A 22,829-nucleotide genomic window follows, 5' to 3' on the forward strand; every position below is an offset into this window, starting at 1 on the left:
TATGCTGGTGAAAAACCTAATTATATATGCAGTATCAGATTCAGTAGGGGAGACTGCACAACAAGTTGCAAAAGCATGTATGTCACAGTTTTATGTGAATGAAACTTATGAAATAAAAAGATTTCCATACATGATTAATAAAGGAGTACTACTTGAAACTTTGGAAAATGCAAAAGCTGAAAACGCTTTGATTGTATATACATTAGTTGATGAAGAATTATGCAGTATTGTTGAAAGATATTGTGAAAGAGAAGGTCTTAGTTCTATAGACTTGATGACAGATATACTAAGAGAGATAAGCAAGAGAACAGGAAGAAAACCTAAAAGAGAAGCTGGTATAATTAGAAAATTAGACGAATCTTACTTTAAGAGAGTTGAAGCTATAGAGTTTGCAGTAAAATATGATGATGGGAAAGACCCTAGAGGTGTTCTTCAAGCAGACATAATTTTAGTGGGAATTTCAAGAACATCTAAGACTCCTTTGAGTATGTATTTAGCTAATAAAAATATAAAAGTAGCTAATGTTCCATTAGTTCCAGAAATACCAATTCCTAAAGAAGTATTTGAGATAGATACTAAGAAGATAATAGGTCTTACTAATTCACCTGAAAAGCTGAATGAAATAAGAACTCAAAGATTAAAAGCTTTAGGTTTATCTAGTAAAGCAAACTATGCTAATTTAGAAAGAATACTTCAGGAGTTAGATTATTCAGAAGAAATAATGAAAAGAATTGGATGCCCAGTAATAAATGTTTCAAATAAGGCAATAGAAGAAACAGCAGGTATAATTTTAGACATAATGAAAGAAAATGGTCTAAAGATATACAAAGAAATAGAAATTTAATAATGTCTATTAATAAAAATAATATAAATTAAAATAAAAAGATTAATGGGGGATTTAACAATGGAAACTAAGTATGTTTATAGTTTTGGTGAAGGAAGCAAAGACATGAAATCTTTACTAGGAGGTAAAGGTGCCAATTTAGCAGAAATGACTAAGATAGGCTTACCTGTTCCTCCTGGATTCACTATAACAACAGAAGCATGTAATGATTATTATGTTAACAATGAAAGTATAAGAGCAGAGATAATAAAAGAAATAGAAGAGCATTTAGCTACTTTAGAAAAAGACTTAAATAAAACATTAGGATGCAATAAGAATCCATTATTAGTATCAGTTCGTTCTGGTGCAGTATTCTCTATGCCAGGAATGATGGATACAATTCTTAACCTAGGTCTTAATGACAATAGTGTTGTTGGTCTAGCAGAGGCTACACAAAATGAAAGATTTGCATATGATAGTTACAGAAGATTCATACAAATGTTTTCTGATGTTGCTATGGAAGTTCCAAAATATAAATTTGAAAATGTATTAGACAGAGTAAAAGAAGCAAAAGGATACACAGTTGATACAGAACTTACAACTGATGATTTAAAAGAAATAGTAAAAGAATTTAAAGCAATTTATAAAAAAGAAATAAAAAGTGATTTCCCACAAGACCCAAAAGAGCAATTAATGCTTGCTATAGAGGCTGTATTTAGATCATGGAATAACCCTCGTGCAATCGTATACCGCAAATTGAATGATATAGCTCATAACTTAGGAACAGCAGTAAATATTCAATCAATGGTATTTGGTAATATGGGAGAGACTAGTGGTACAGGTGTTGCATTTACTAGAAATCCAGCTACAGGAGAAAACAAATTATTTGGTGAATTCTTGATGAATGCACAAGGTGAAGACGTTGTTGCAGGTATAAGAACTCCTCAAAATATATCAACTCTTGCTGATGTAATGCCAGTTGTATTCGATGAATTCGTAAAAATTACTCATATACTTGAAGGTCACTATAAAGATATGCAAGATATAGAGTTTACTATAGAAAATGAAAGATTATATATATTACAAACTAGAAATGGTAAGAGAACAGCAGCAGCAGCAATAAATGTAGTGGTTGATTTAGTTGAAGCTGAAATAATTGATGAAAAAGAAGCTATAATGAGAATTGAACCTAATCAATTAGACCAATTATTACATCCAAAATTTGAAGATAATGCATTAAAAGAAGCTAAGGTTATAGCAAAAGGTTTACCAGCATCACCAGGTGCAGCAAGTGGTAAAGTTTATTTCAATGCTGATGATGTAGTAAAAGCAAATGAAAAAGGAGAAAAAGTAGTTTTAGTTAGACTAGAGACATCTCCAGAAGATATAGAAGGTATGGTTAAAGCTGAAGGAATTCTTACAGCTAGAGGTGGAATGACATCACATGCAGCAGTTGTTGCTAGAGGTATGGGTAAATGTTGTGTTGCTGGATGTGGAGAAATAAAAGTTGATGAGTTTAATAAAGAAATAAGAGCACTTGATGATGTAGTTATAAAAGAAGGAGAATACATTTCTATAGATGGTTCTACAGGAAATGTGTACCTAGGAGATGTTAAGAAAACAGAAGTATCTTTAACTGGAAACTTTGAAAAATTAATGAACTGGGTAGATAAACACAAATGTATGATGGTTAGAACGAATGCAGATAATCCTAGAGATGCTCGTGCAGCTATAGAGTTTGGTGCTGAAGGTATAGGTCTATGTAGAACTGAGCATATGTTCTTTGATGAGGCTAGATTACCAGCAGTTAGAGAAATGATATTATCTAATACAGTAGAACAAAGAGAAAAAGCTCTTGAAAAAATATTACCAATGCAAAGAGAAGATTTTGTAGAGTTATTCAAAGTTATGGATGGAAAACCAGTTAATATAAGATTACTAGACCCACCACTACATGAATTCTTACCTCATGATGATGAGACTATAGAAGAACTTTCAAAATCTATGGGAATAAAAGTAAGTGATATTAAGAAGAGAATAGTTGACTTAGACGAATTTAACCCAATGCTTGGACACAGAGGTTGTAGACTTGCAATAACTTATCCTGAAATATGTGTAATGCAATCTAAAGCTATAATACAAGGAGCTATAGAAGCAATAAGAGCAGGTGTTAAAGTTTCTCCAGAAATAATGGTTCCATTAGTTGGAGAAGTAAATGAGTTAAAGATAATAAGAAAAATGATAGTAGAAACTGTTGATGCTATAATGAAAGAAGAAGGTGTAGAAGTTCCTTATACTGTAGGTACTATGATAGAAATACCTAGAGCTTGTTTAACTGCTGATGAAATAGCACAAGAAGCAGACTTCTTCAGCTTTGGTACTAATGACTTAACACAAATGGCATTTGGATATTCAAGAGATGATGCTGGTAAATTCTTAGGTCAATACGTAGATGAAGAAATACTAGAAAAAGACCCATTCCAAGTACTAGACCAAAATGGTGTTGGTAAATTAGTTAAGATGGGAGCTAAATTAGGTAGAGAAGTTAAACCAGAATTAAAACTAGGAATATGTGGAGAGCATGGTGGAGAACCATCTTCAGTAGAGTTCTGTTATAGTGTAGGACTTAACTATGTATCTTGTTCACCATTTAGAGTGCCAATTGCTAGACTTGCAGCAGCTCAAGCATCTATAAAAAATCCTAGATAATAATAGGCTGTAAGATATATAACTAAATTAAAATAATATCCCCTATTGTTCAACGTATCAAATTAAGTATTTGTAAGTTGAATATAGGGGATTTTTATTTTATTATAAAAATCTAACTTATATAGTTGTAAATGAAACGTATTTAATTATATTGCATATATTATTGTAGAGAGAAATTTCAACTATCAATTAAATTGAGTTTACTGGAGGGGATAAAGTTGACAAAGTGTCCTAAATGTGGAAAGGAAGTATCATCACGTCCAGGTAGTATATGCCCACGATGTGGATTTAAAGTAGCAGAAGAGAGTCTAAAAATAAGATGTCCAGAATCTAGTTGTAGGGCTTTGGTATCTAGGAAGCTAGATTATTGTCCTAAATGTGGATGCAAACTTAGAGGATATAATATTTCTGAATTTGTTAATATGGTAAGATGTAAAATAGATGAGACATTTGATAAAAGATAATTAAATTTAGAGTTAAACTTTTGGGGGTGACTCAAAATGAACTTTTTAGTTTATGAGGCACTCTTTTTTGTATGAAATCAAATATATTTTCATCATTTCAACAATGAAAAAGAGGCTTATCTCTATTTTGAGACAGCCTCTATAAAAGTATACGGTTTTACAAGTAATTATATTTTTGATAATTTATTTCCATTATTTGTTTTATCAAACATATGTTGAAAAATCTTTCTATTTACCAGGATTACTTCCAGTATTAAGTATCCAAGGTTTCTCTATACCATTTTTTAATGAGTTATAATTCACAATAAGTGTGTCATAGTTATTTTTAGCATCATCATTACTTACTACTTGTTTTTTATAATCAGTTAAAGTAATTAATCCTAAATCATATCTTAATTTAGTATTTTTTAATTGTTTTTCTGATAAATCAAGTTGTTTTTTAGTAATTTGAATTGTATCTTCTAAAGCGAGTAATTGAGCATAGCTATCAATTAATCCTTTTTTAAGAGCTTTTTTACTGTCTTCTAATGTTACTAGAGCATTTTCAGTATTATATTTTTGTTGAAGATAATTTGCATAAGTAGTAAGACCGGCAGCATAAGTTTGTCTTTCAAGATTATATGCTTCAACTTTGTTTTTATATTGCTCATAATCCTTTTTATACTTATTCATAAGAATATCATATTCAGCATCAGTTAGACTTCCTTGTTCTGGTTTTGTAGGAGCAACTGGTCTTGTAAGACTAGGTCTATCTGGTAAATCTGCTTTGTACTCATCTTTATCATTAAAACTTTCCTCTGTACGTTCCAAAATCAATTGGTCGTATTTTAAATATTCATTAACCTTACCTTCCATATATGAATCAACTGAGCCACCTACTCTAAAAGACTCAAATCTATATTCTTTATCCAATTGATAATTATTTAAATCTATATTAGTCAATAACTTAAAATAGTCTTGGTTGTTTTTTAGTTCTTGAAGTTTAGCTTTTTGAGTATTTTGTAGTGTTTGAAGTTCAAGTTCAGCTGATTCAGTTTCTAAAGATGTTACCAACCCCAAATCTTTTTTTAATTTCATATCTTTAATTTCTTTAGTTTTTATCTCAAGATTATTTTTTATCTTATCTAACTCATTTTCTCTTGAAACTAAATCATTGTATTTATTAGTAATATCATTAGCTATTTGGTCTTCCATAAATCCTTTAGCCTGTTCACTTTGATTTTTAAGAAGTCCAATTTGGTCATATGGGAATGAATTGCTACCTTCACTATATCTATCAATTTCATCTTGTACTTCTAACTTTTCTTTTAACATCTTTATTTCTTCTGATTTCATTTTTAATTTTTCACTATTTTTAAGTGCAGCACTTACAGCATCTCTAGCAGTAAAAATTTCCTTTTCAGATGTTCTTTTAGTTGAGTTATTTACAATAGAATTATCAACTTTATTTATAGAAGAAGTATTATTATTTGCGTAAACTGGCATAAGATTGGCTGTTATTATACCAACACCACATCCAATTGCAACTATTTTACTAACTTTTTTATTCAATACAATCACCCTCCATTCTATTTAAACTTTAGCTTTCAATTTTGGTTTCTTTATTATTTTACGCTTTATATTTCCTATTTTATCTGTTATCTTACCAAATATTTTAGGAATTTTGTCTGAAAACTTATTCTCCCATTTATCAAAGATTAAGTATATAGTAGGTATAAGTACCAAAGTTATAAGTGTAGATACAGTCAGACCACCCATTATAACTATAGCTAGTGGTTGCATAGTTTCTCCACCTTCGCCAAGAGATAGTGCTGTTGGTAACATACCTAAAATTGTTGTTGCTGTAGTCATTAGAACTGGTCTTAATCTTGCTGCACAACCAATTGAAACCAATCCAATTAAATCATTATTATGATTTGCTTTTCTAAGTTGCTCTATATAGTCAATAAGAACTATACCATTATTAACAACGATACCTATAAGTAAGATTATACCTAGCATACCTACAGTACTTAAACTTTGACCACTAACTAGAAGAGAAAGCACAACTCCAACAAATGCAAATGGAACACAGAACATAATTATAAATGGTTTACTAAATGATTCAAACTGAGCTACCATTACCATATAAACTAGTGCTATAGCTATGACCATTGAAAATCCAAGGCTCGCCATAGATTCATTCATCATTTCTGTTTCGCCACCAACACCTATAGAGTAATCTTTAGGAATTACCATTTTGTTTGTTTTTTCTAGAGCTAGTTTTGTAGCAGTACCAGCATCTAAATTGTCAAGTGTAGCAGTTATATTTACAGAAAAATCTCCATCAGTTCTAGATATAGATTGTAGACCATTTGCCATTTTTATATCTGAAAAAGCACCAAGAGGAACTTCTTTTCCAGTTGAAGAGTTTACTTTTAGTTGTTTTATATCTTCCAAATTATCAATAGTATCTGCTTTAAATTTTAGATTTACGTCCACTTTGTAATCGTCAATAGTAGCAGTAGTTACTGAGTCACCATTTATTGCTGTACGTAACATACCTGCGATTTCAGCAGTATTCACGCCATATTCTTGAGCCTTATGTTTATCTATCGTAAATTGAGCTTCTTGTGTTGTATCTGTAAGAGAAGTTTCAACATTTCTAAATCCTTTTATAGAGCTGAATTCTTTTTCCACTTCTTTTCCTAATATTTTTAATACATCTAAATCAGGACCTTTCATTTCTAATGTGAAGTCTGCTCCTCCAGCTCCACCCATGACACTACTGTTTTGACTTACATTTATTTTACAATCTGGTACAGTAGCCACTCTATCAATTATTTCTTTTTCTACTTCATCGGTAGTTCTTTTTCTATTTTTTTGAGATTCTAATTCAATTGATATATTTGCTGTATTATTATTTGAATCTGATGTCAAAGTTGTTATTAAAGTTTTAATTTCTGGAATATCTGAAACTTTTTTCTCAGTCATAGATACATAATAATCATTGGATTCTAGGCTAAGACCTTTTGGAAGTTCTATAGAAATAGATAATTCTCCCTTGTCTGCTGCAGGCATAAAGTCCATACCTATGAATCCCATTCCAAATAATGAAGCTACAAAAATAAGTAAACTTGATATTACAACTAAACGTTGATGTCTTAAACATACACTTAATAATTTTTTATATGCTTCACTTACTTTATCGAATATAGGGCTATCTTTTTCTTGCATTTTTTGGCTATTTTTACCTCTACTTAATTTTGCAAATACACTAGGAACAAGCGTAATTGCACCTATAAAAGAGAAGGCTAGGGAAGCTATAAGTGTTTTACCCAATGCTCCAAAAGTTATTTTGGCTATACCATCTGTAAACATAATAGGTAAGAATATTGCTATAGTAGTTAATGTAGATGCAAGTATCGCATTTGTTACAGTTCTTGTTCCCTCAATAGCACATTCATCAATACTCAACCGACCACTTTTCCTATATTTAAATATATTTTCAATTACAACTGTAGCATTATCAACAACCATACCAACCGAAATTACCAGTGAACTTGCAGTAATAAGATTTAAACTTTCGCCAGTAAAGTAGAGAATTGCTATAGCACCTATTATAGAAATTGGTATTGCAACTGCAACAACTAGTGAAGCTCTTACACTTTTTAGGAAAGCAAATATTACAATAAATGCAATAACAGCACTTATAAGCAAGTTGCTCATTACACTGTTTATTGATTCACTTATGTATGAACTTGTGTCATTAGCAATTTTAATTTTAAACTGAGGATTTTCTTTATTCAATTCATCTACATATTTGTATGCACTCTGCATAACTTTTACAGTGTTGGCATCTTGTTGTTTAGAAATATCTATTACCAAACTGTCTTTTCCATTGTATCTATAAATACTATCTTTGTCTGCATATCCATAATCTACACTACAAAGATTATCTAATCTAACTGTATTTCCTCCTTTTACAGGAATTTGAATCTGTTTTATGTCATCTAAGGATTCTAATTTATCAATTGCTCTTAAAACTATTTTATCCTCACCTTGGGTAATTGAACCATAGGGGAATGTTTTATTACTAGATGATAGGACACCTTTTATAGTGGATAAACTAACTCCATAATTTGAAAGAACAGCTGGGTCAGCTATTACATTAACCTGTGCTTTTTCTCCACCTTTAAGGTCTGCTGAAGTAACACCATCTATAGATTCTATTTTAGGTTGAATTACATCTTCAGCGTATTTTCTTAATGCTTGTGAACTATTTTCATTGCCTCCAGATATGACAAGTTGACCTATGGCTTGTGCATTCATATCAAGCTTTAAAACTGTTGGTTTAGCTGCATCATCTGGAAGACTGGTCTGTAATGCATCAACTTTAGACCTAACATCATTCATTATTTCATCCAAATTAGTTCCAAATTCAAATTGAGCCACTACCATAGAAACACTCTCTTGTGAACTTGATATAGTAGATTTTACATTTGAAACGGCTGATAAACTTTCATCAACTTTTTGACTAATTTGTTCATCAACGTCTTGAGGACCAGCACCTGTCCAAGTAGTCATAACCATTACAACAGGTATTTCTATATCAGGCATTAGATTTATTGACATTTTCTTATATCCAATACCACCAAAAACTATTAATACTAAAAAGACCATTATGATTGTGAGAGGACGCTTAACGGAAGTATGTGTTAAATTCATAGTACTATTTCTCCTTTTCTACAGGAAATATCTTAGTTCCATCAGAAATAAGACTTATCCCTCCAATAACCACTGTATCTTTATCACTTACACCACTTTTAATTTCTATTTTATCCTCTGTTACAATTCCAGTTTGAACTAATTTTTTCTGTGCTATATTATCTTTCTTTGCTATGTATACATATTTTTTTCCATTTTCTTCAAATATTGCCTTTTTAGGTACTGTAACAGCACCATTTTCTTTTTCAACACTTAGGTTTACTTGAGCAGACATACCTGCTTTAAACTTGTTGTTTGTATTATTAACAAGCACTTTAACAGGATATAAAGATGTCTGAGGGTCAACTACTGAAGGTACATAATCTATTTTTCCTAAAACTCTTTGGTCTTCAATTATAACATCTACATTTCCATCCTTCTTAAATTTACCTATATCTGATTCTGCCACATTTAAATTAACTTCTAATATATTAGGATTAGAAATAATAAAAGCTGGTTGTGATTGTGTTATCATTTCTTTTGAATCAAAGTTTTTAGCAGTTATTGTACCATCTACTGGAGATGTTAATGTTAATTTGTCTAAGTTACTCATTGCTAAATTATATGATACCTGAGCTTGGTCAAGCTGTTTTTTAGCAAGTGCCTTAGCTTGAGGTATACTCTTTGAAGTTGCTGTATCGTATGCTCTTTGAGCAGAATCTAGTTGTTGTTTTGTTTGTTCTAAAGAAAACTCTATTTTTTTAAATTGGTCCAAACTAATTACTTCCTGTTCATAAAGAATCTTATTATTGTCATAATTTCTTTGAGACTCATCATATTGAATCTTTGCATTGTCAAGAGCTGTTTTTGCTTGATTTACTTGAGCTTCTAATGAGCCACCAGTGGCACTTGAATAACTTGCTTTTGCTAAATCTAGTGATGCTTTACTTTGCTTTACACTATTTTCTAGCTCTGGACTGCTTATACTCAGTAATTCATCTCCTTTTCTTACGTTTTGCCCAAGTTTTACATAAACTTCTTGAACTGTGCCAACAGTCTGTGCAGTAACAGCTGTTTCATCTTTAACCTTTGTAGTTCCTGAGAAAGAATTTGTGTTTTCAATTTCTCCACCTACTGCCTTCTGAACAGAGACTGCTATTGGTTTCTCAGGTTCAGATTCTTCTGTTTTCCCACATCCAACTAAAAACAGTGAACTACACATTAAGAAAACTATTAAATATCTTTTCATATCTCCTCCTATTATATATTGCACACTAGCTTGTTGTAGAATTTAAAGTGTCTTATAATTTAAGTTTAGTTTTAGACTAATTAAAAAACTTCCCATTATTGGCAATTTATAATTCTCTAATTTGATTATAAATTTATAATTATTATGAGTCAATAACTTTTTCTTGTTTTAAATTTATTAATAGTTTATAATTTATACTATATAAACAACGAATGTTTTATTACACTATCTATTGAAGGGATGTTACAAATATGGATAACAACAATATACTTAAAATAGCGGACTCTTTTTTAGATTTTTTATTTGTGCTTGAGAATAATATATTTAAAGAAAGTGATTTGTTAAAAAAATTTCAAAATAACTCGGATATAATGAAAGCGTATTTTGAGGAATGTCCAATGGCTCCATCGCATGCTAAGGTAATTCTCTATCTTATGACATCTAATTCATCATCAATCTCTCAAATAGCCTCTAATTTAGGAATTTTAAAATCAAACATGACACCGATTATTGATAGATTAGTGGAACATGGTTTAGTCAATAAATTTCCTGACCCAAAAGATAGAAGAATTCTTAGGGTTGAATTAACAGATAAGGCATTTGAACTCTTTGATGCAGTAAAAGCTATTCTCAAAGAATCTCTAGTAAAAAAATTATCAAATCTTTCTGAGGAAGAGCTGACTTTATTAGATGAACATACATTAAAGTTATCAGAAATAGTAAAGAAATTAGGTTAGATTTGATTGTGGAAGTAACTATTAAGAAAATTTATTAAGAAAATTAAAACTTTACAAGAAAAGAAATAGCAGTAGTATAATATTCTATATTATACTACTGCTATTTCTTTTGTTATGAATATTTAGTTATCAAACTCTATTTTCCAGTTGAAATAGCCAGTATCCGGGTTTTTATTATATTTTAATGTAGCATTAAATTTATTACCATTTTTAGCAGTTAAAGATTTTACTTTTGTTTCACCTTTTTTTAAAATATTTTTGACCATTGTTTTGTTAACTTTCTTTTTATAAAGATTTAAATACTTATCATTTTTCCAAATAACAAATTTACATTCTTTATGATTTTTACAAGCAAATCCTTTGTCAAATTCCAGTACATCACCTTGACAAATAGGGCATTTACCAAGAGCTTGATTTTCATCACCATTTTTACTTTCTTTTTTGTTATCAGAATCTTTTGATATAGCAACTTCTTTTTCAGCATTAGTCACATCTTTTTTCTGTTTTTTTTCTTTTGTTTTAGTAAATTTTTTAGTTTTTGAATCGAAAGTATATGCTTCCGTGTTTATATTTTTTGAAGCATCTTGTTTTATAATATTGACATTTTGATATATAAAACTAATGATATTAGTAAGATATTCTTTTCTTGTGTATTTTCCTTTTTGAATATCGCTCAAGCTTTTTTCAAGTTTCCCAGTATAATCTACATCAAATAAGTCTTTCACAGGAAAAATCTCAACTAAATTTTTTCCAAGGTCTGTTATAGAATAAGATTTCCCTTTTTTCTTTACATAGCCTACTTGACTTATCTTCTTTAACACATCGGCACGTGTGGCTGATGTTCCAATTGAATATCCAGACAGCACTGTTGTATCTTCTTCAGGAACATTTTTACCACAATTTTTCATTGCTTTTAAAAGAGTGTCCTCTGTATATGGTTTAGGTGGAGTAGTTTGCTTAGTTAATGGTTTTATTTCTAATACATCAACAATATCATCTTTATTTACAAGTGGGAGTAAATCGTTTTTTTCTTCCTTATTATATACCTCAAGATATCCTTTTGCTTTGAGTACCTTACCTTTTGTTAAGAAAGTACAATTATCTACTTCAGTCTTAATTTCTGTATTCTCATATTCAGCAGGAGGCATAAAGTTTGCTATAAATCTATCTTTTATAGCATCATAAACTAATTGTTCATCCTTAGATAAACTCTTTGGAATTATATAAGTTGGAATTATAGCACTATGGGAGTCTACTTTAGAAGAATCGAAGACCCTTTTAGTTTTAGAAAATTTAATTTTATTTTCATATTCAAGGCCAACCTTTAGCTTATCTAGAGTTTGAGAAGCTTTTGAAGCCAAACTTTCTTCTAGAAAGATAGAATCAGTTCTAGGGTAGGTTATATATCCACCCTTACCATTACCCTCATAAAGAGACTGACAGACATTTAAAACCTTATCAGATGTAAAATTGGAATACTTAGAAGTTATATATCCTTGAAGTGATGTCAAACTAAAAAGTTTTGGTGCATATTCTTTTGACATCGTAACTTTTTTATCTAGTATTTTACCAGTTTCAGATGTAATTGAAGCTATAATTTTATTTGCATCTTCAAGTGTATCAAATTTACTTTCTTTTCCTTTAATATATTTACCTTTATATTCACCAGTTTCAGCTTTAAAATGACCTTCTATTTCATAATAGGTTTTAGGAACAAAGTTTAGTATTTCCATATCTCTATCATAGACTAATTTAACTGTTGGAAGAATTACTCTACCTATATTTAGTAATTTTCCATTTCCATATTTCAATGTAGCAACAGAAGTAAAGTTTATTCCAATCAACCAATCAGTAATAAGTCTTGTATACCCAGCAGCTTGAAGATTTCTCATCTCATCTTCATCTTTTAAGTTTTTTATACCTCTTGTAATGTCTTCTGGTGTCCATTCATTTACCAAAATCCTTTTTACTGGTTTTTTATTTTTTGCAAGTAAAAATATTAAAAATGCTATAAGTTCTCCTTCTCGGTCATTATCAGTAGCATTTATTACATATTCTACATCTTTTCTATTCAAAAGTTTTTTTACAGTGTTGAATTGTTTGGTTTTAGAACTATCAATCTTAAATTTAAACTTATCTTCAGGAACAAATGGGAAATTGTTCATTTTCCAAGAGCCAGAATATTTATCTTTATCATAATCTTTCATATCATATAATGATACTAAGTGTCCAACTGCATAAGTAATTATATAATCATTTCCTTCAAAGTAACCATCTTGTCTGGTCTTTGCACCTAAAAATGATGCTATAGTTTTTGCAACAGATGGTTTCTCAGCGAGTACAAGTTTCATAAAAAATCCTCCTTTAAAACACTAATAATTATATTACCACAAAAAAATAAAAAACTTCAAGAGGTCGAAATTTAAGTTATAATATTTATAGAAAGTTGAAAGGAGATATAAAATGTACAATTTGAAAGTAAAAAAACTAAATGATGATGCTATAATACCTAATTTTGCTCACAAAGGTGATGCTGGTATGGATTTGTATTCTATAGAAGAGGTTATAATACCTTCTGGGGAGACTAAACTTATTAAAACTGGAATCTGTATAGAGCTTCCTGCTATGACAGAAGCACAGGTAAGACCTAGAAGTGGCCTTGCTTTAAAACATTCTATTACTGTATTAAATACACCAGGAACTATTGATGAAGGATATAGAGGAGAGCTTAAAATTATATTAATAAATCATGGCAAAAGTGATTTTAAGGTTGAAAAACATATGAAAATTGCTCAAATGATAGTAAAACCTATTTATGATATCAACATAGAAGAAGTTAAAGAGTTAAGTGACTCTGAAAGAGGAAAAGGTGGGTTTGGTTCAACAGGATTTTAAAAGTTACAAAAAAGTTAAAAAATATAGTCATCTTTTGAAAAGATAAAAGATGGCTATATTGCTAAATTACAGGCTGTTAATAATTAAAATTCATTTATGGTAATTTGTGGTAAATAAATATTACTATAGACAAATAGTTACAAATTTGTAATAATATTAATATAAAAGAAATAATTGATATTTTAGTATAGTGTCAATTATTTTTTTTATATTTAGAAATGAAATAAAGCTAGTAGAAAAGAGGAGATGAGTGGAAAGTTATGAATTTTAATCAAAAGAAAATAGCAGCCAGTATAATGGCAACTGCGATAATAATGCCTACCATGGGGAACTTAGCATATGCTAATGAGTCTGAATTAGAAAGTGTAAGTATAGAAAGCAGAACAATAACAGGAAATGCAGTAAATTTTAGAAAAGGACCAGGTACAAACCATGAATCAATAGGGAAACTTTATAAAGGTGATAAAGTTGAGTATGTAGGAAAAGATGGTTCTTGGATAAAAGTTAAATATAATGGAAACACAGGTTATGTGCATGGAAATTATGTAGGAATAAATAACCTTGGAAATAGTAATGAAAGTAATGATGCTTCAGTTAAGTCAACAAAAGTTGTAACAGCAAAAGGATTAAATTTTAGAACAGGACCAAGCACAAGTAGTTCTAAAATATCTACACTAGGATACGGAACTGAAGTTGGATACATATCTGAGTCAAATGGATGGTCAAAAATAAGTTCTAATGGTAGAGTGGGTTATGTTTCAAGTAAATATTTAGGAACTAGTGTAAATGACTCTACAAATGAAAATGCTGGAAACAGTTCAAATGACCTTGTAAAGGGTACAAAGGTAGTAACAGCAAAGTCATTGAACCTTAGAACAGGGCCAGGTACAGGTCATTCTAAAATAGGTACATTAAGCTATGGTACTGAGGTTGGAAGTATTTCTGAAAATGGAGGATGGACAAAAGTAAGTCATGGTAATCAAACCGGATATGTATCAAGTCAATACCTTGCTGAAAAAGGTTCGGTTGATACCTCAATTCCATCTTATTCGACTAATTCTCCAAGTCAGGGAGCTGATAGTGTAATAAGTTTTGCAAAGACACTACTTGGAAAACCATATGTATGGGGAGCAGAAGGTCCAAGTAGTTTTGACTGTTCTGGATTCACACAATATGTTATGAAAAAATCTGCAGGAGTTAGTATTCCAAGAGTATCTAGAGACCAAAGTAAGTATGGAACATATGTAAATAGAGGAGACCTTAGAAGCGGAGATTTAGTATTCTTTGATACACAAGGTTCAAATAATGGTTCTGTAAGTCATGTTGGAATATACATAGGAAATGGAGATATGATACATGCATCTTCAGGTTCATCAAAAAAGGTAACAATATCTAATATAAATAGTAGTTACTATTCAAGCAGATATGTAAACGCAAGAAGAGTTTTATAATTATTTTTTATTACAAAACTTTAATAAATAGATTTTTCTTTATTGCTTATAATATGAAAGCAGGTACAATATTGATAGTCTCATAGATTATAATCTATGTTGCTATTTGATTGGTACCTGCTTTTTTTATTTATTTTCTCTGTTTCTAAAAAATAAGTTGTATTTATATTTTTTATAAATTTTAACACAAACAGTAAATTATAAATTATCAAATAATAGTAGTTTATATAAATAAAAATTTTAGAACATTTTTTGAGATTCTTCTAACTCGTAAGCGTCCATTAAAGCTTCACCAAATCTTTGATAGTGAATTATTTCTCTTTGACCTAAGAATTTTAGTACATCTATAACATCAACATCATCTGTTAGATTTATAAGCTGATAATAAGTTGCAAGTGCTTTTTGTTCAGCTGCCATATCCTCATGTAAATCGGTTACAGGATTTGACATAACTGCTATAGGTCTTACATCAAATGGAACACCATTTGAATCTGTTGGATAAATTCCGTATCCATTTTGTGCATAGTTTGAACCAAGACCTGCAGCCTTTAACTCTTCTGGGCTTGCATCAGAAGTCAACTGATAAACCATAGTACATATAAGCTCAACGTGAGCTAACTCTTCTGTACCGATGTCTGTTAAAAGTGCACGCATATTACCAGTAGGCATTGTATATCTTTGGCTTAAATATCTCAAAGATGCAGCAAGCTCTCCATTTGGTCCACCAAATTGAGTTATAAGAAATTTAGCCATTCTAGGGTCGCAAGTTTTTATATTAACTGGGTGTTGTATAGTTTTCTGATATATCCACATGAATTTTCAATCCTCCAATACTTAATGTCTAATAATTAAATTCTCTGTCCCAAGGCCAAGGTTGGTCAGCCCATTGCCAAGGGCATCTACTTGGAGCATACCCAAAGTTAGTTAAAGGACCGTATTTATTTTCGTAAGCATATCTAGCTTGCGCAAATTGGTTACATAATGAATTGTAAGTATTGATAGCGTTTTTATCATCAGGGTGATTGTCTAAATATAAGTTCATATCAACACATGCAAAAGATGTTTCCTGAACTTTTCTCATAAGTTCAGCTCTAGATGAATCTTTCATTATCTTCTACCTCCTCTATATTTTTTTGGCTTAGCATATAATTCTTTGTTGTACATTTCAGATTCTAATAAGTTTAGTTCTGGGAATATAGTTCCAAATTTTAATGCATCAGAAAGGCAGTACATTTCTGTGAAAATTTGATTATTAATGTATGGTCTAGCCAAAGATGGACCACAATTTTTTTTGATATCTCTATTCTTATTTTCCAAGATGAAAACCTCCTTGTTGTAAATAGATAGGTAACTCTATCTAGTGTATAATATTCAATCATTTAAAAATCGTTACTCATAATAAAATATTAAATGAGAAAAATAAAAAAGATAATAAAAGAAAGAGGTTATTTATGTTATTATAAGTTTATGTGTTATTGTAAACTATAAATTATTTATTAAAATTAAAGTAAAAATTATAGTATTTTATGGATGAAGGTAGACTTTTTTGTAAAATATTATTAACATAAATATACGAGGTGATTAGATGAGTGAGCTATCAGGAAAAGGCTGTGAAATTATAGTTCCTTTTGAGGAAAGGCTTCCAGTAAGAGATATAGAAAAAAGTATAATAAAAAAATATAGAAAAAATTTATGGTCCAAGTTTATGAAGGCAATAAGAGATTATAAATTAGTTGAAGAAGGGGATAAGATAGCTGTAGCAATTTCTGGTGGAAAAGACAGTATTCTTATGGCTAAAATGTTTCAAGAGTTAAAAAAGCATGGACAAGTTAATTTTGATGTTGAATTTATTGCTATGGACCCTGGATACCATGCAAATATAAGACAATTACTTATAGATAATTGTGAATATCTAAATATACCAATACACTTATTTGATTCAAGAATATTTGAAATAGCAGATGAAATAGCAAAAGATTATCCATGTTATATGTGTGCAAGAATGAGGAGAGGAGCATTATATTCAAAGGCAGAAGAATTAGGGTGTAATAAACTTGCATTAGGTCATCATTATGATGATGTAATAGAAACAACAATGCTTAATTTATTATGTGCTGGTAATTTTAAAACAATGCTTCCGAAACTTAATTCCACTAATTTTGAAGGTATAAAAATCATAAGACCACTTTATTATATAAGGGAAGAACATATTATAAGATTTATTCAAAATAGTGGGATATGGCCATTAAATTGTGCATGTATGGTTGCTGCTAAAAAAACAGGTAATAAGAGATATGAGATAAAAGACTTAATAAAGAGTCTAGAACCAAACTTTAAAAATGTAGAAAAGTCTATATTTAAGGCGGCAGAAAATGTAAATCTTGATTCAGTACTTGGCTGGCAAAAGGATGGAGAAAAACATTCTTTCTTAGAAGAATTTGAATAAAAATAATTGAAAAGAATCACTATAAACAATTGGAAAGGGTGTTTATATTGAAAAGAGTATATATAGATTTTGAAATGAATATGCCAAATTCTAAATCAAAGAGAGCAGTATTAAATTCTGATATAATTGCAATTGGAGCAGTTATGTATAATGAGAAAACAAAAAATATTGATAAATTTAAATCTTTAATAAGACCAGTAAGTAATGAAGAGTTGTATCCTCATATACAGGAATTAACACATATATCTTCAGACGAATTGAAGAATGCACCAAGTTATGAAGAGGTCATGAGAAAGTTTAAAAAATGGCTTGGCGTATTTTCTGAAATTGAAGGAATATATACTTTTGGTAATTTAGATTTGACATGTTTCAATAACACAGATATGAGAAATTCTAAGAAAAATAACCATCCAAGATTTGTAAATAATATTAGAGATTTATTTGTAGACATAAAAGAAAAATATATAAATTGTGGTATGAGATGTATGAACTACATATCATTAAAAAATTTACTTGAATTTGCTAACTTAGAGTTTAGTGGAGATGCTCATGACCCATTAAATGATGCATATAATTTATTTATTTTGGATGAGGCAATCACAAATAATAGAGATATACAAAATCTTTTGATAATACGAGATATAATAAGACCACCATTCAACGATATAAATTGTGATTTAGATAATTGTTTCGATAAATTTAAGGAGTCACTGTATAAAAAAGAAGGAAATTATAATATTATGGATTTTTCGATTGAGATAATAAAAACTGTGAGAATGTACTTATCAACAGTCATAGATATAAATATACAGAATTTAGAGGTTATGAAGGATATAAGTAAAAAATTAGATACTATAGATAAATTGAAAGATATAAAAGAAGGTTATTTTTATTTATTAGAAGATGTGTATTTTGATATGAAAGATATACTAGAAGATTTAATGCTTTATAGAGTACATGAAGACGAGTATAAGTATGAGATAGAAAATATAATAAAAATGTTTGATGAAGACTTATATAATGAAAAAATATATATAAATAAAGATGATGACTTAAATGTTGTTAATAAAGGATAGGAAATTATAGATAATAGAGCAAAACTTGATGGTTATAGCAATTTTTTATGAGATTAAAACTAAATTAGTATAAAAATATGTAAAATAATAAAAAATGGGAGCGTCTCAAAATGAACCTTTTAGCTCATGAGGCACTCTTTTTTCTATGAAATCAAATATATTTTCATTATTTCAACAATGAAAAAGATGCTTATCTCTGTTTTGAGAAGCCACATTTTTATCGTATATCGTTTTAAGCCTAAGAAATATATTATATGTTTCATATTTAATATATTTTATAGATATTTTATGGTTATAAAATGTAAAAAATACGTCTTGTGAAAGTAATCAATTTGTTGTATTATAATTTACAAAATCTGTATTATAAGAGTACATATATTCAAATTTTTAACGATTAGTTTATATATTAAAAAGATGAAGGGAAGGATGAAGGCATGAGTTTTAAAGAAATAAAAATTGAGGAATTACAGTTTAATCCATTTACTAAGATTGGAAAAGAATGGTTGCTTATAACAGCTGGTGATTCAGAAAAGTTTAACACAATGACTGCTAGCTGGGGTGGTGTTGGAGTATATTGGGGTAAAAATGTCGTTACAACTTACATAAGACCACAGAGATATACAAAAGAATTTGTAGATAATAATGATACCTTTACAATTGCATTCTTTGATGAAACATACAGAGAAGCTTTAAATATTTGTGGTACTGTTTCTGGCAGAGATATAAATAAAATAGAAAAAGCAGGACTTACACCATATTTTGTGGATGATACAGTAGCTTTTGAAGAAGCTAATATGATTATGGTGTGTAAAAAGTTATATCATGGTAGTATGCCACCAGCAAACTTTGACGCTAAAGAAAATGATAAAAAATGGTATCCAGAGAAGGATTATCACACTATGTACATTTCAGAAATTATAAAAGTTCTTGTAAAAGGATAATTATAATAAAATTTATCTGAAAAGAAATTATTATAAGTAAACGATGGTGCTTTTTTATCTGATATCTAAATAGATGCTAATAACTAAATAAATATTAATTTTAAATAAATACTATTATAAAAAAGATGAACTATATTTACTAGAGTTCATCTTTTTATTTATGTAAGGCACTTACATAAGTAGAGATTTATTTGAGTATAAGTATTTATTTGAAATATTTGAGTATACTTTATAAATATTTTTATGTTAACTAGAAACACGTAATTTGTTACATTTATATTTGATTTATTTTAATATAAATAATTTCAAGATTAATTTTATTCAATATAGTTATTATAAAAGTATAAATAACATTCAATAAAAATATATATTGTATTAGGTATTTTAAATAAATTTTTTAAAGGGTGATTTTTTATGGAAAATATAACTAGTTATTTTACAACAATACTATGTGTATTTATATGTTTATCATCTGTATTTATATTTACTCAACTAGCTAGAGTATTTATTAACAAGAAGAAGGTTAATCAAAAATTTAAATCAAGAAAAGGATTTAGGTATGATAGAGATTTTATTGAAGCTAGAAGAGAAGAAATACATATAAAGGAGAACAATAGTAATAAAGAGAAGAGTAGCAATAAGAAATTAAAGGAAGAAAAAGTATTTAAATATGATAATGGCGATTTATATAAAGGTGAGTTTGTTGATGGGAAGAAAAATGGATTTGGGATATATATTTTTTCAAGTAAGGAAAAGTATGAAGGTTTGTGGAAAGATGATAAGATGCATGGAATAGGAAAATATACTTATAGAGATGGTTCAATATATACAGGTGAATTTAAATACGGATTAAAAAATGGTTTGGGGAAATTAACATATCCCAATAATGATATTTATAAGGGTTATTTTTTAGATAATAAGAAAAATGGTAAGGGGGTATTCTATAAAAATGATGGAAATAAACAGGCAGGAATATGGGAAGATGATGAACAGTTTAAAAGTTTAGATTTTAAAGATTTAAATAATAGTGAAATAAATAAGATTTATCAAAATAGATTAAATAAGAATAAATTAAAAGTTTAGTTATTCTAATAAAAAAATCTTTATTTATGATGGAATATAGGATATATCTATGTTGTAATTTGTAAAATCTTATTATATCATATAAAATTAAGTATTGATTAGTCTATTACATAAATATAGAATATAAATATATCCATTTAATAATAAGGAGAAGAGATATGAAAGAGTATGTAGTTGTGGATTTAGAAACTACAGGATTAGATCCATATAAAGGTTGTGAAATAATAGAAATAGGAATAACAGAAATAAAAAATGAACAAATTGTAAAAAACTATTCAAGGTTGATAAAACCTAAGGGGATAATTTCTTCATTTATAACAGAATTGACACATATAAGTAATGAAATGGTAGAAAATGAAGAACCTATAGAATTAGTTTTACCTAGATTTAGAAAATACATAGGTGATAGAACTATAATTGCACACAATGCGAAATTTGATTTGAAATTTTTAAATTACTATCTTAGAATGTTAGATTTAGAACCAATAAACAATTATATATGTACAGTAGAATTATTAAAAAAATGTAAAAGTTATAAAGGAAAAAATAAGAAACTTGAAACAGCTTGTGCTTACTACAATATAGATAATATAAATGCTCATAGAGCTGATAGCGATACTTTAGCAACTGCAAAACTATTTTTGAAAATAAAAGATGAATATTAATCATAAATATAGAGAAAATTAGTGAAAATATCCTTTATAAAATTGACCCTTAAACTTACAATTTTGTTCTTTGATTTATTTTGTAGAACAATGTATAATGTACCTTATATGAAGAAGGGAGACTAAAATGGGTTATTACAATGATAATAATAAAATAAGACGTAAAAAAGTCAGTAACAGTAAAGATAGTAATAAAAAATCTAAACATTCTTATACTTCGACAAATAAAAAAAATAAAAATTCTAAGACAAGTTCTAGTAAAAGAATGATTGAAAAAGTAGATTCACAGAATCTTATAAAAAGAGAAAGAGATAGTTTTACAAGAGATAATGTAAGACCTTTAAATACAGATTATAATCAAAGAGAAAGAAGAAGAGTTGAGTATAAGCAAAGAGAGAAAAAGTTAAAAAGTAAAAAAAGAAAAAAACAAAAAAGAATTAAAATAGTTAGGGCATTGTTATCTATTATGCTAGTTGCAATGATTATATTTTCAGTGGCAGGTGCAATATTTACAGTTTCAGCTATAAAAGGGTCGCCTGAAGTTACTAAAAAATTAATTAGGTCTAAATATATAAGTAGTGAGGTTGTCAGTATAAAGCAAATTCCAGATGATTTAAAACATGCAATAATTTCTATAGAAGATGAGAGATTTTATAAGCATAAAGGAGTGGATGTTATTTCTTTAGTTAGGTCAGTATTAAATAATGTATTTACAGATACAACACAAGGTGGGAGTACTATAGACATGCAAGTTTCAAAAAATCTGCTTACTAGTGATGATAAAACTATGAAACGAAAAATAAGGGATATGTATAATGCTAAGCAGATGAATAAGATTATGACTAAGGACGAAATTCTTGAAGCTTATTTAAATAATATGTATCTAGGCAAAGATGCATATGGAGCTGCAAAGGGAGCTGAAGTCTACTTTGGTAAAAAAGTTAGCAAATTAAATCTAGCTGAATGTGCTATGTTAGCTGGTATGACAAATAATCCTGCAAGGTATATTGACCATGGGGAAGCTAAGAAGAGACAAGTGATTGTATTGTATAAGATGCATGAGCTTGGCTATATAACTGATAAGGAGTATAGAATAGCTAAAGCTGATGACACTCCATTTAAATCAGAAATTGATTAAATTTGTAAATAATATAGTTTTTTCAATACTTTGAATAACTAGAAAGATAATAAAATAAGTGATTTGCCATCCATTTGCCACTGTAATTACAATCCGGTGGCAAATTACTTTATAATTCCTTCAAAAATATTCATTGTTTCATTTTTCATTTTATTAGTTACATGAGAATAAGTGTCCATAGTAGTAGAAATTTTATTATGACCAAGTCTTTTTTGTATATCTCTAACTGAAGAATTAATCTTAAGTGTTGTTAGTTCAAAAACACCATTTCCTTTATCAATAAGAGTATGTCTAACTCTTATTATTTTGTTTTTAAAATCTATATCTTCCTAACGAATCCCTAAAACTTTTCCTGCTTTCATAACAGTACTAAAACCGATATTTAAAACTATATTCATTTGATACATTCCCCATAGCTAGAGCAAGGGGATTTTTGGTGGCTAACGACTTAATACTATCTAAACGA

At 28.9% G+C, this 22,829-nt stretch carries 19 protein-coding genes; 12 read left to right on the forward strand and 7 right to left on the reverse strand.

Annotation, left to right across the window (positions count from 1 at the left end; translation table 11 throughout):
* Nucleotide 1 precedes the first annotated feature (1 nt).
* The 3 genes from KGF39_RS03815 (at nucleotide 2) to KGF39_RS03825 (ending at nucleotide 3,996) form a co-directional block, all read left to right on the forward strand.
* Nucleotides 2-844: a pyruvate, water dikinase regulatory protein gene (locus KGF39_RS03815; RefSeq protein WP_227821249.1), complete on the forward strand. Its 843-nt coding sequence runs from the start codon at nucleotides 2-4 to the stop codon at nucleotides 842-844.
* Between the two features lie 60 nt (nucleotides 845-904).
* On the forward strand, nucleotides 905-3,532 hold the full coding sequence (ppdK, locus tag KGF39_RS03820; RefSeq protein ID WP_227821250.1) for a pyruvate, phosphate dikinase: 2,628 nt from the start codon (nucleotides 905-907) through the stop codon (nucleotides 3,530-3,532).
* Nucleotides 3,533-3,750: 218 nt separating this feature from the next.
* Nucleotides 3,751-3,996, forward strand: a complete 246-nt coding sequence (locus tag KGF39_RS03825) for a zinc ribbon domain-containing protein (RefSeq protein WP_227821251.1) — start codon at nucleotides 3,751-3,753, stop codon at nucleotides 3,994-3,996.
* 228 nt (nucleotides 3,997-4,224) lie between these two features.
* On the opposite strand, the gene KGF39_RS03830 is transcribed toward KGF39_RS03825, so the two are convergent.
* From KGF39_RS03830 to KGF39_RS03840, 3 genes are read right to left on the reverse strand one after another with little or no spacing between them, the layout of a single operon-like run.
* Entirely contained in the window at nucleotides 4,225-5,547 is a 1,323-nt protein-coding gene (locus tag KGF39_RS03830) for a TolC family protein (protein WP_255643234.1), read from the reverse strand.
* A 21-nt stretch (nucleotides 5,548-5,568) separates the two neighbouring features.
* Nucleotides 5,569-8,703: an efflux RND transporter permease subunit gene (locus tag KGF39_RS03835; protein WP_227821253.1), complete on the reverse strand. Its 3,135-nt coding sequence runs from the start codon at nucleotides 8,701-8,703 to the stop codon at nucleotides 5,569-5,571.
* Between the two features lie 4 nt (nucleotides 8,704-8,707).
* Nucleotides 8,708-9,931: an efflux RND transporter periplasmic adaptor subunit gene (locus KGF39_RS03840; RefSeq protein ID WP_227821254.1), complete on the reverse strand. Its 1,224-nt coding sequence runs from the start codon at nucleotides 9,929-9,931 to the stop codon at nucleotides 8,708-8,710.
* Nucleotides 9,932-10,182: 251 nt separating this feature from the next.
* On the opposite strand from KGF39_RS03840, the gene KGF39_RS03845 reads away from it, so the two are divergent.
* Nucleotides 10,183-10,668 carry a MarR family winged helix-turn-helix transcriptional regulator gene (locus KGF39_RS03845; RefSeq protein ID WP_003430844.1) on the forward strand — a complete coding sequence of 162 codons (486 nt, stop codon included), beginning with the start codon at nucleotides 10,183-10,185 and terminating at the stop codon, nucleotides 10,666-10,668.
* Nucleotides 10,669-10,790: 122 nt separating this feature from the next.
* Here the strand turns inward: KGF39_RS03845 and KGF39_RS03850 are convergent, their stop codons facing one another.
* On the reverse strand, nucleotides 10,791-13,019 hold the full coding sequence (locus KGF39_RS03850; protein WP_227821255.1) for a type IA DNA topoisomerase: 2,229 nt from the start codon (nucleotides 13,017-13,019) through the stop codon (nucleotides 10,791-10,793).
* Between the two features lie 112 nt (nucleotides 13,020-13,131).
* On the opposite strand from KGF39_RS03850, the gene dut reads away from it, so the two are divergent.
* Nucleotides 13,132-13,563: a dUTP diphosphatase gene (gene dut / locus KGF39_RS03855; RefSeq protein ID WP_054274410.1), complete on the forward strand. Its 432-nt coding sequence runs from the start codon at nucleotides 13,132-13,134 to the stop codon at nucleotides 13,561-13,563.
* 260 nt (nucleotides 13,564-13,823) lie between these two features.
* Nucleotides 13,824-15,014: a C40 family peptidase gene (locus KGF39_RS03860; RefSeq protein WP_227821256.1), complete on the forward strand. Its 1,191-nt coding sequence runs from the start codon at nucleotides 13,824-13,826 to the stop codon at nucleotides 15,012-15,014.
* A 240-nt stretch (nucleotides 15,015-15,254) separates the two neighbouring features.
* Here KGF39_RS03860 and KGF39_RS03865 read toward each other — a convergent pair whose 3' ends face one another.
* The 3 genes from KGF39_RS03865 to KGF39_RS03875 are packed head-to-tail and all read right to left on the reverse strand — an operon-like array spanning nucleotide 15,255 to nucleotide 16,331.
* Nucleotides 15,255-15,827: a manganese catalase family protein gene (locus KGF39_RS03865; protein WP_003416728.1), complete on the reverse strand. Its 573-nt coding sequence runs from the start codon at nucleotides 15,825-15,827 to the stop codon at nucleotides 15,255-15,257.
* 28 nt (nucleotides 15,828-15,855) lie between these two features.
* Nucleotides 15,856-16,122, reverse strand: coding sequence for a spore coat protein CotJB (locus tag KGF39_RS03870; protein WP_004454698.1), 267 nt, complete (start codon nucleotides 16,120-16,122; stop codon nucleotides 15,856-15,858).
* On the reverse strand, nucleotides 16,122-16,331 hold the full coding sequence (locus KGF39_RS03875) for a spore coat associated protein CotJA (protein ID WP_227821257.1): 210 nt from the start codon (nucleotides 16,329-16,331) through the stop codon (nucleotides 16,122-16,124). The genes KGF39_RS03870 and KGF39_RS03875 overlap by 1 nt, the downstream gene beginning before the upstream one ends.
* 268 nt (nucleotides 16,332-16,599) lie before the next feature.
* Between KGF39_RS03875 and KGF39_RS03880 the strand changes: the two genes are divergently transcribed.
* The 6 genes from KGF39_RS03880 to KGF39_RS03905 all read left to right on the forward strand — a co-directional run bounded on the left by KGF39_RS03880 (nucleotide 16,600) and on the right by KGF39_RS03905 (nucleotide 22,363).
* Nucleotides 16,600-17,460, forward strand: coding sequence for a tRNA 2-thiocytidine biosynthesis TtcA family protein (locus KGF39_RS03880; RefSeq protein WP_054274408.1), 861 nt, complete (start codon nucleotides 16,600-16,602; stop codon nucleotides 17,458-17,460).
* Nucleotides 17,461-17,507: 47 nt separating this feature from the next.
* A complete protein-coding gene (locus KGF39_RS03885; RefSeq protein ID WP_255643235.1) occupies nucleotides 17,508-18,536 on the forward strand; it encodes a 3'-5' exonuclease in 1,029 nt (342 codons plus the stop codon).
* Nucleotides 18,537-18,970: 434 nt separating this feature from the next.
* Nucleotides 18,971-19,477: a flavin reductase gene (locus KGF39_RS03890; RefSeq protein WP_227821259.1), complete on the forward strand. Its 507-nt coding sequence runs from the start codon at nucleotides 18,971-18,973 to the stop codon at nucleotides 19,475-19,477.
* 414 nt (nucleotides 19,478-19,891) lie between these two features.
* Nucleotides 19,892-20,560 (forward strand): hypothetical protein, encoded by a 669-nt coding sequence (locus KGF39_RS03895; protein ID WP_227821260.1) that lies wholly within the window; start codon nucleotides 19,892-19,894, stop codon nucleotides 20,558-20,560.
* Between the two features lie 158 nt (nucleotides 20,561-20,718).
* Entirely contained in the window at nucleotides 20,719-21,225 is a 507-nt protein-coding gene (locus KGF39_RS03900; protein ID WP_227821261.1) for a 3'-5' exonuclease, read from the forward strand.
* Between the two features lie 127 nt (nucleotides 21,226-21,352).
* A complete protein-coding gene (locus tag KGF39_RS03905) occupies nucleotides 21,353-22,363 on the forward strand; it encodes a biosynthetic peptidoglycan transglycosylase (RefSeq protein ID WP_227821262.1) in 1,011 nt (336 codons plus the stop codon).
* The last annotated feature ends 466 nt before the right edge of the window (nucleotides 22,364-22,829 follow it).

Origin of the sequence: Clostridioides sp. ZZV14-6345 (assembly GCF_020657775.1) — a bacterium.
Lineage (GTDB): Bacteria > Bacillota > Clostridia > Peptostreptococcales > Peptostreptococcaceae > Clostridioides > Clostridioides difficile_D.

Bases quoted from the DNA above. Each gene is read 5' to 3' on its own strand.
- KGF39_RS03815 (WP_227821249.1), top strand. From the start codon at position 2: ATGCTGGTGAAAAACCTAATTATATATGCAGTATCAGATTCAGTAGGG.
- ppdK (WP_227821250.1), top strand. From the start codon at position 905: ATGGAAACTAAGTATGTTTATAGTTTTGGTGAAGGAAGCAAAGACATG.
- KGF39_RS03835 (WP_227821253.1), bottom strand. From the start codon at position 8,703: ATGAATTTAACACATACTTCCGTTAAGCGTCCTCTCACAATCATAATG.
- KGF39_RS03840 (WP_227821254.1), bottom strand. From the start codon at position 9,931: ATGAAAAGATATTTAATAGTTTTCTTAATGTGTAGTTCACTGTTTTTA.
- KGF39_RS03845 (WP_003430844.1), top strand. From the start codon at position 10,183: ATGGATAACAACAATATACTTAAAATAGCGGACTCTTTTTTAGATTTT.
- KGF39_RS03850 (WP_227821255.1), bottom strand. From the start codon at position 13,019: ATGAAACTTGTACTCGCTGAGAAACCATCTGTTGCAAAAACTATAGCA.
- dut (WP_054274410.1), top strand. From the start codon at position 13,132: ATGTACAATTTGAAAGTAAAAAAACTAAATGATGATGCTATAATACCT.
- KGF39_RS03860 (WP_227821256.1), top strand. From the start codon at position 13,824: ATGAATTTTAATCAAAAGAAAATAGCAGCCAGTATAATGGCAACTGCG.
- KGF39_RS03865 (WP_003416728.1), bottom strand. From the start codon at position 15,827: ATGTGGATATATCAGAAAACTATACAACACCCAGTTAATATAAAAACT.
- KGF39_RS03870 (WP_004454698.1), bottom strand. From the start codon at position 16,122: ATGAAAGATTCATCTAGAGCTGAACTTATGAGAAAAGTTCAGGAAACA.
- KGF39_RS03880 (WP_054274408.1), top strand. From the start codon at position 16,600: ATGAGTGAGCTATCAGGAAAAGGCTGTGAAATTATAGTTCCTTTTGAG.
- KGF39_RS03890 (WP_227821259.1), top strand. From the start codon at position 18,971: ATGAGTTTTAAAGAAATAAAAATTGAGGAATTACAGTTTAATCCATTT.
- KGF39_RS03895 (WP_227821260.1), top strand. From the start codon at position 19,892: ATGGAAAATATAACTAGTTATTTTACAACAATACTATGTGTATTTATA.
- KGF39_RS03900 (WP_227821261.1), top strand. From the start codon at position 20,719: ATGAAAGAGTATGTAGTTGTGGATTTAGAAACTACAGGATTAGATCCA.
- KGF39_RS03905 (WP_227821262.1), top strand. From the start codon at position 21,353: ATGGGTTATTACAATGATAATAATAAAATAAGACGTAAAAAAGTCAGT.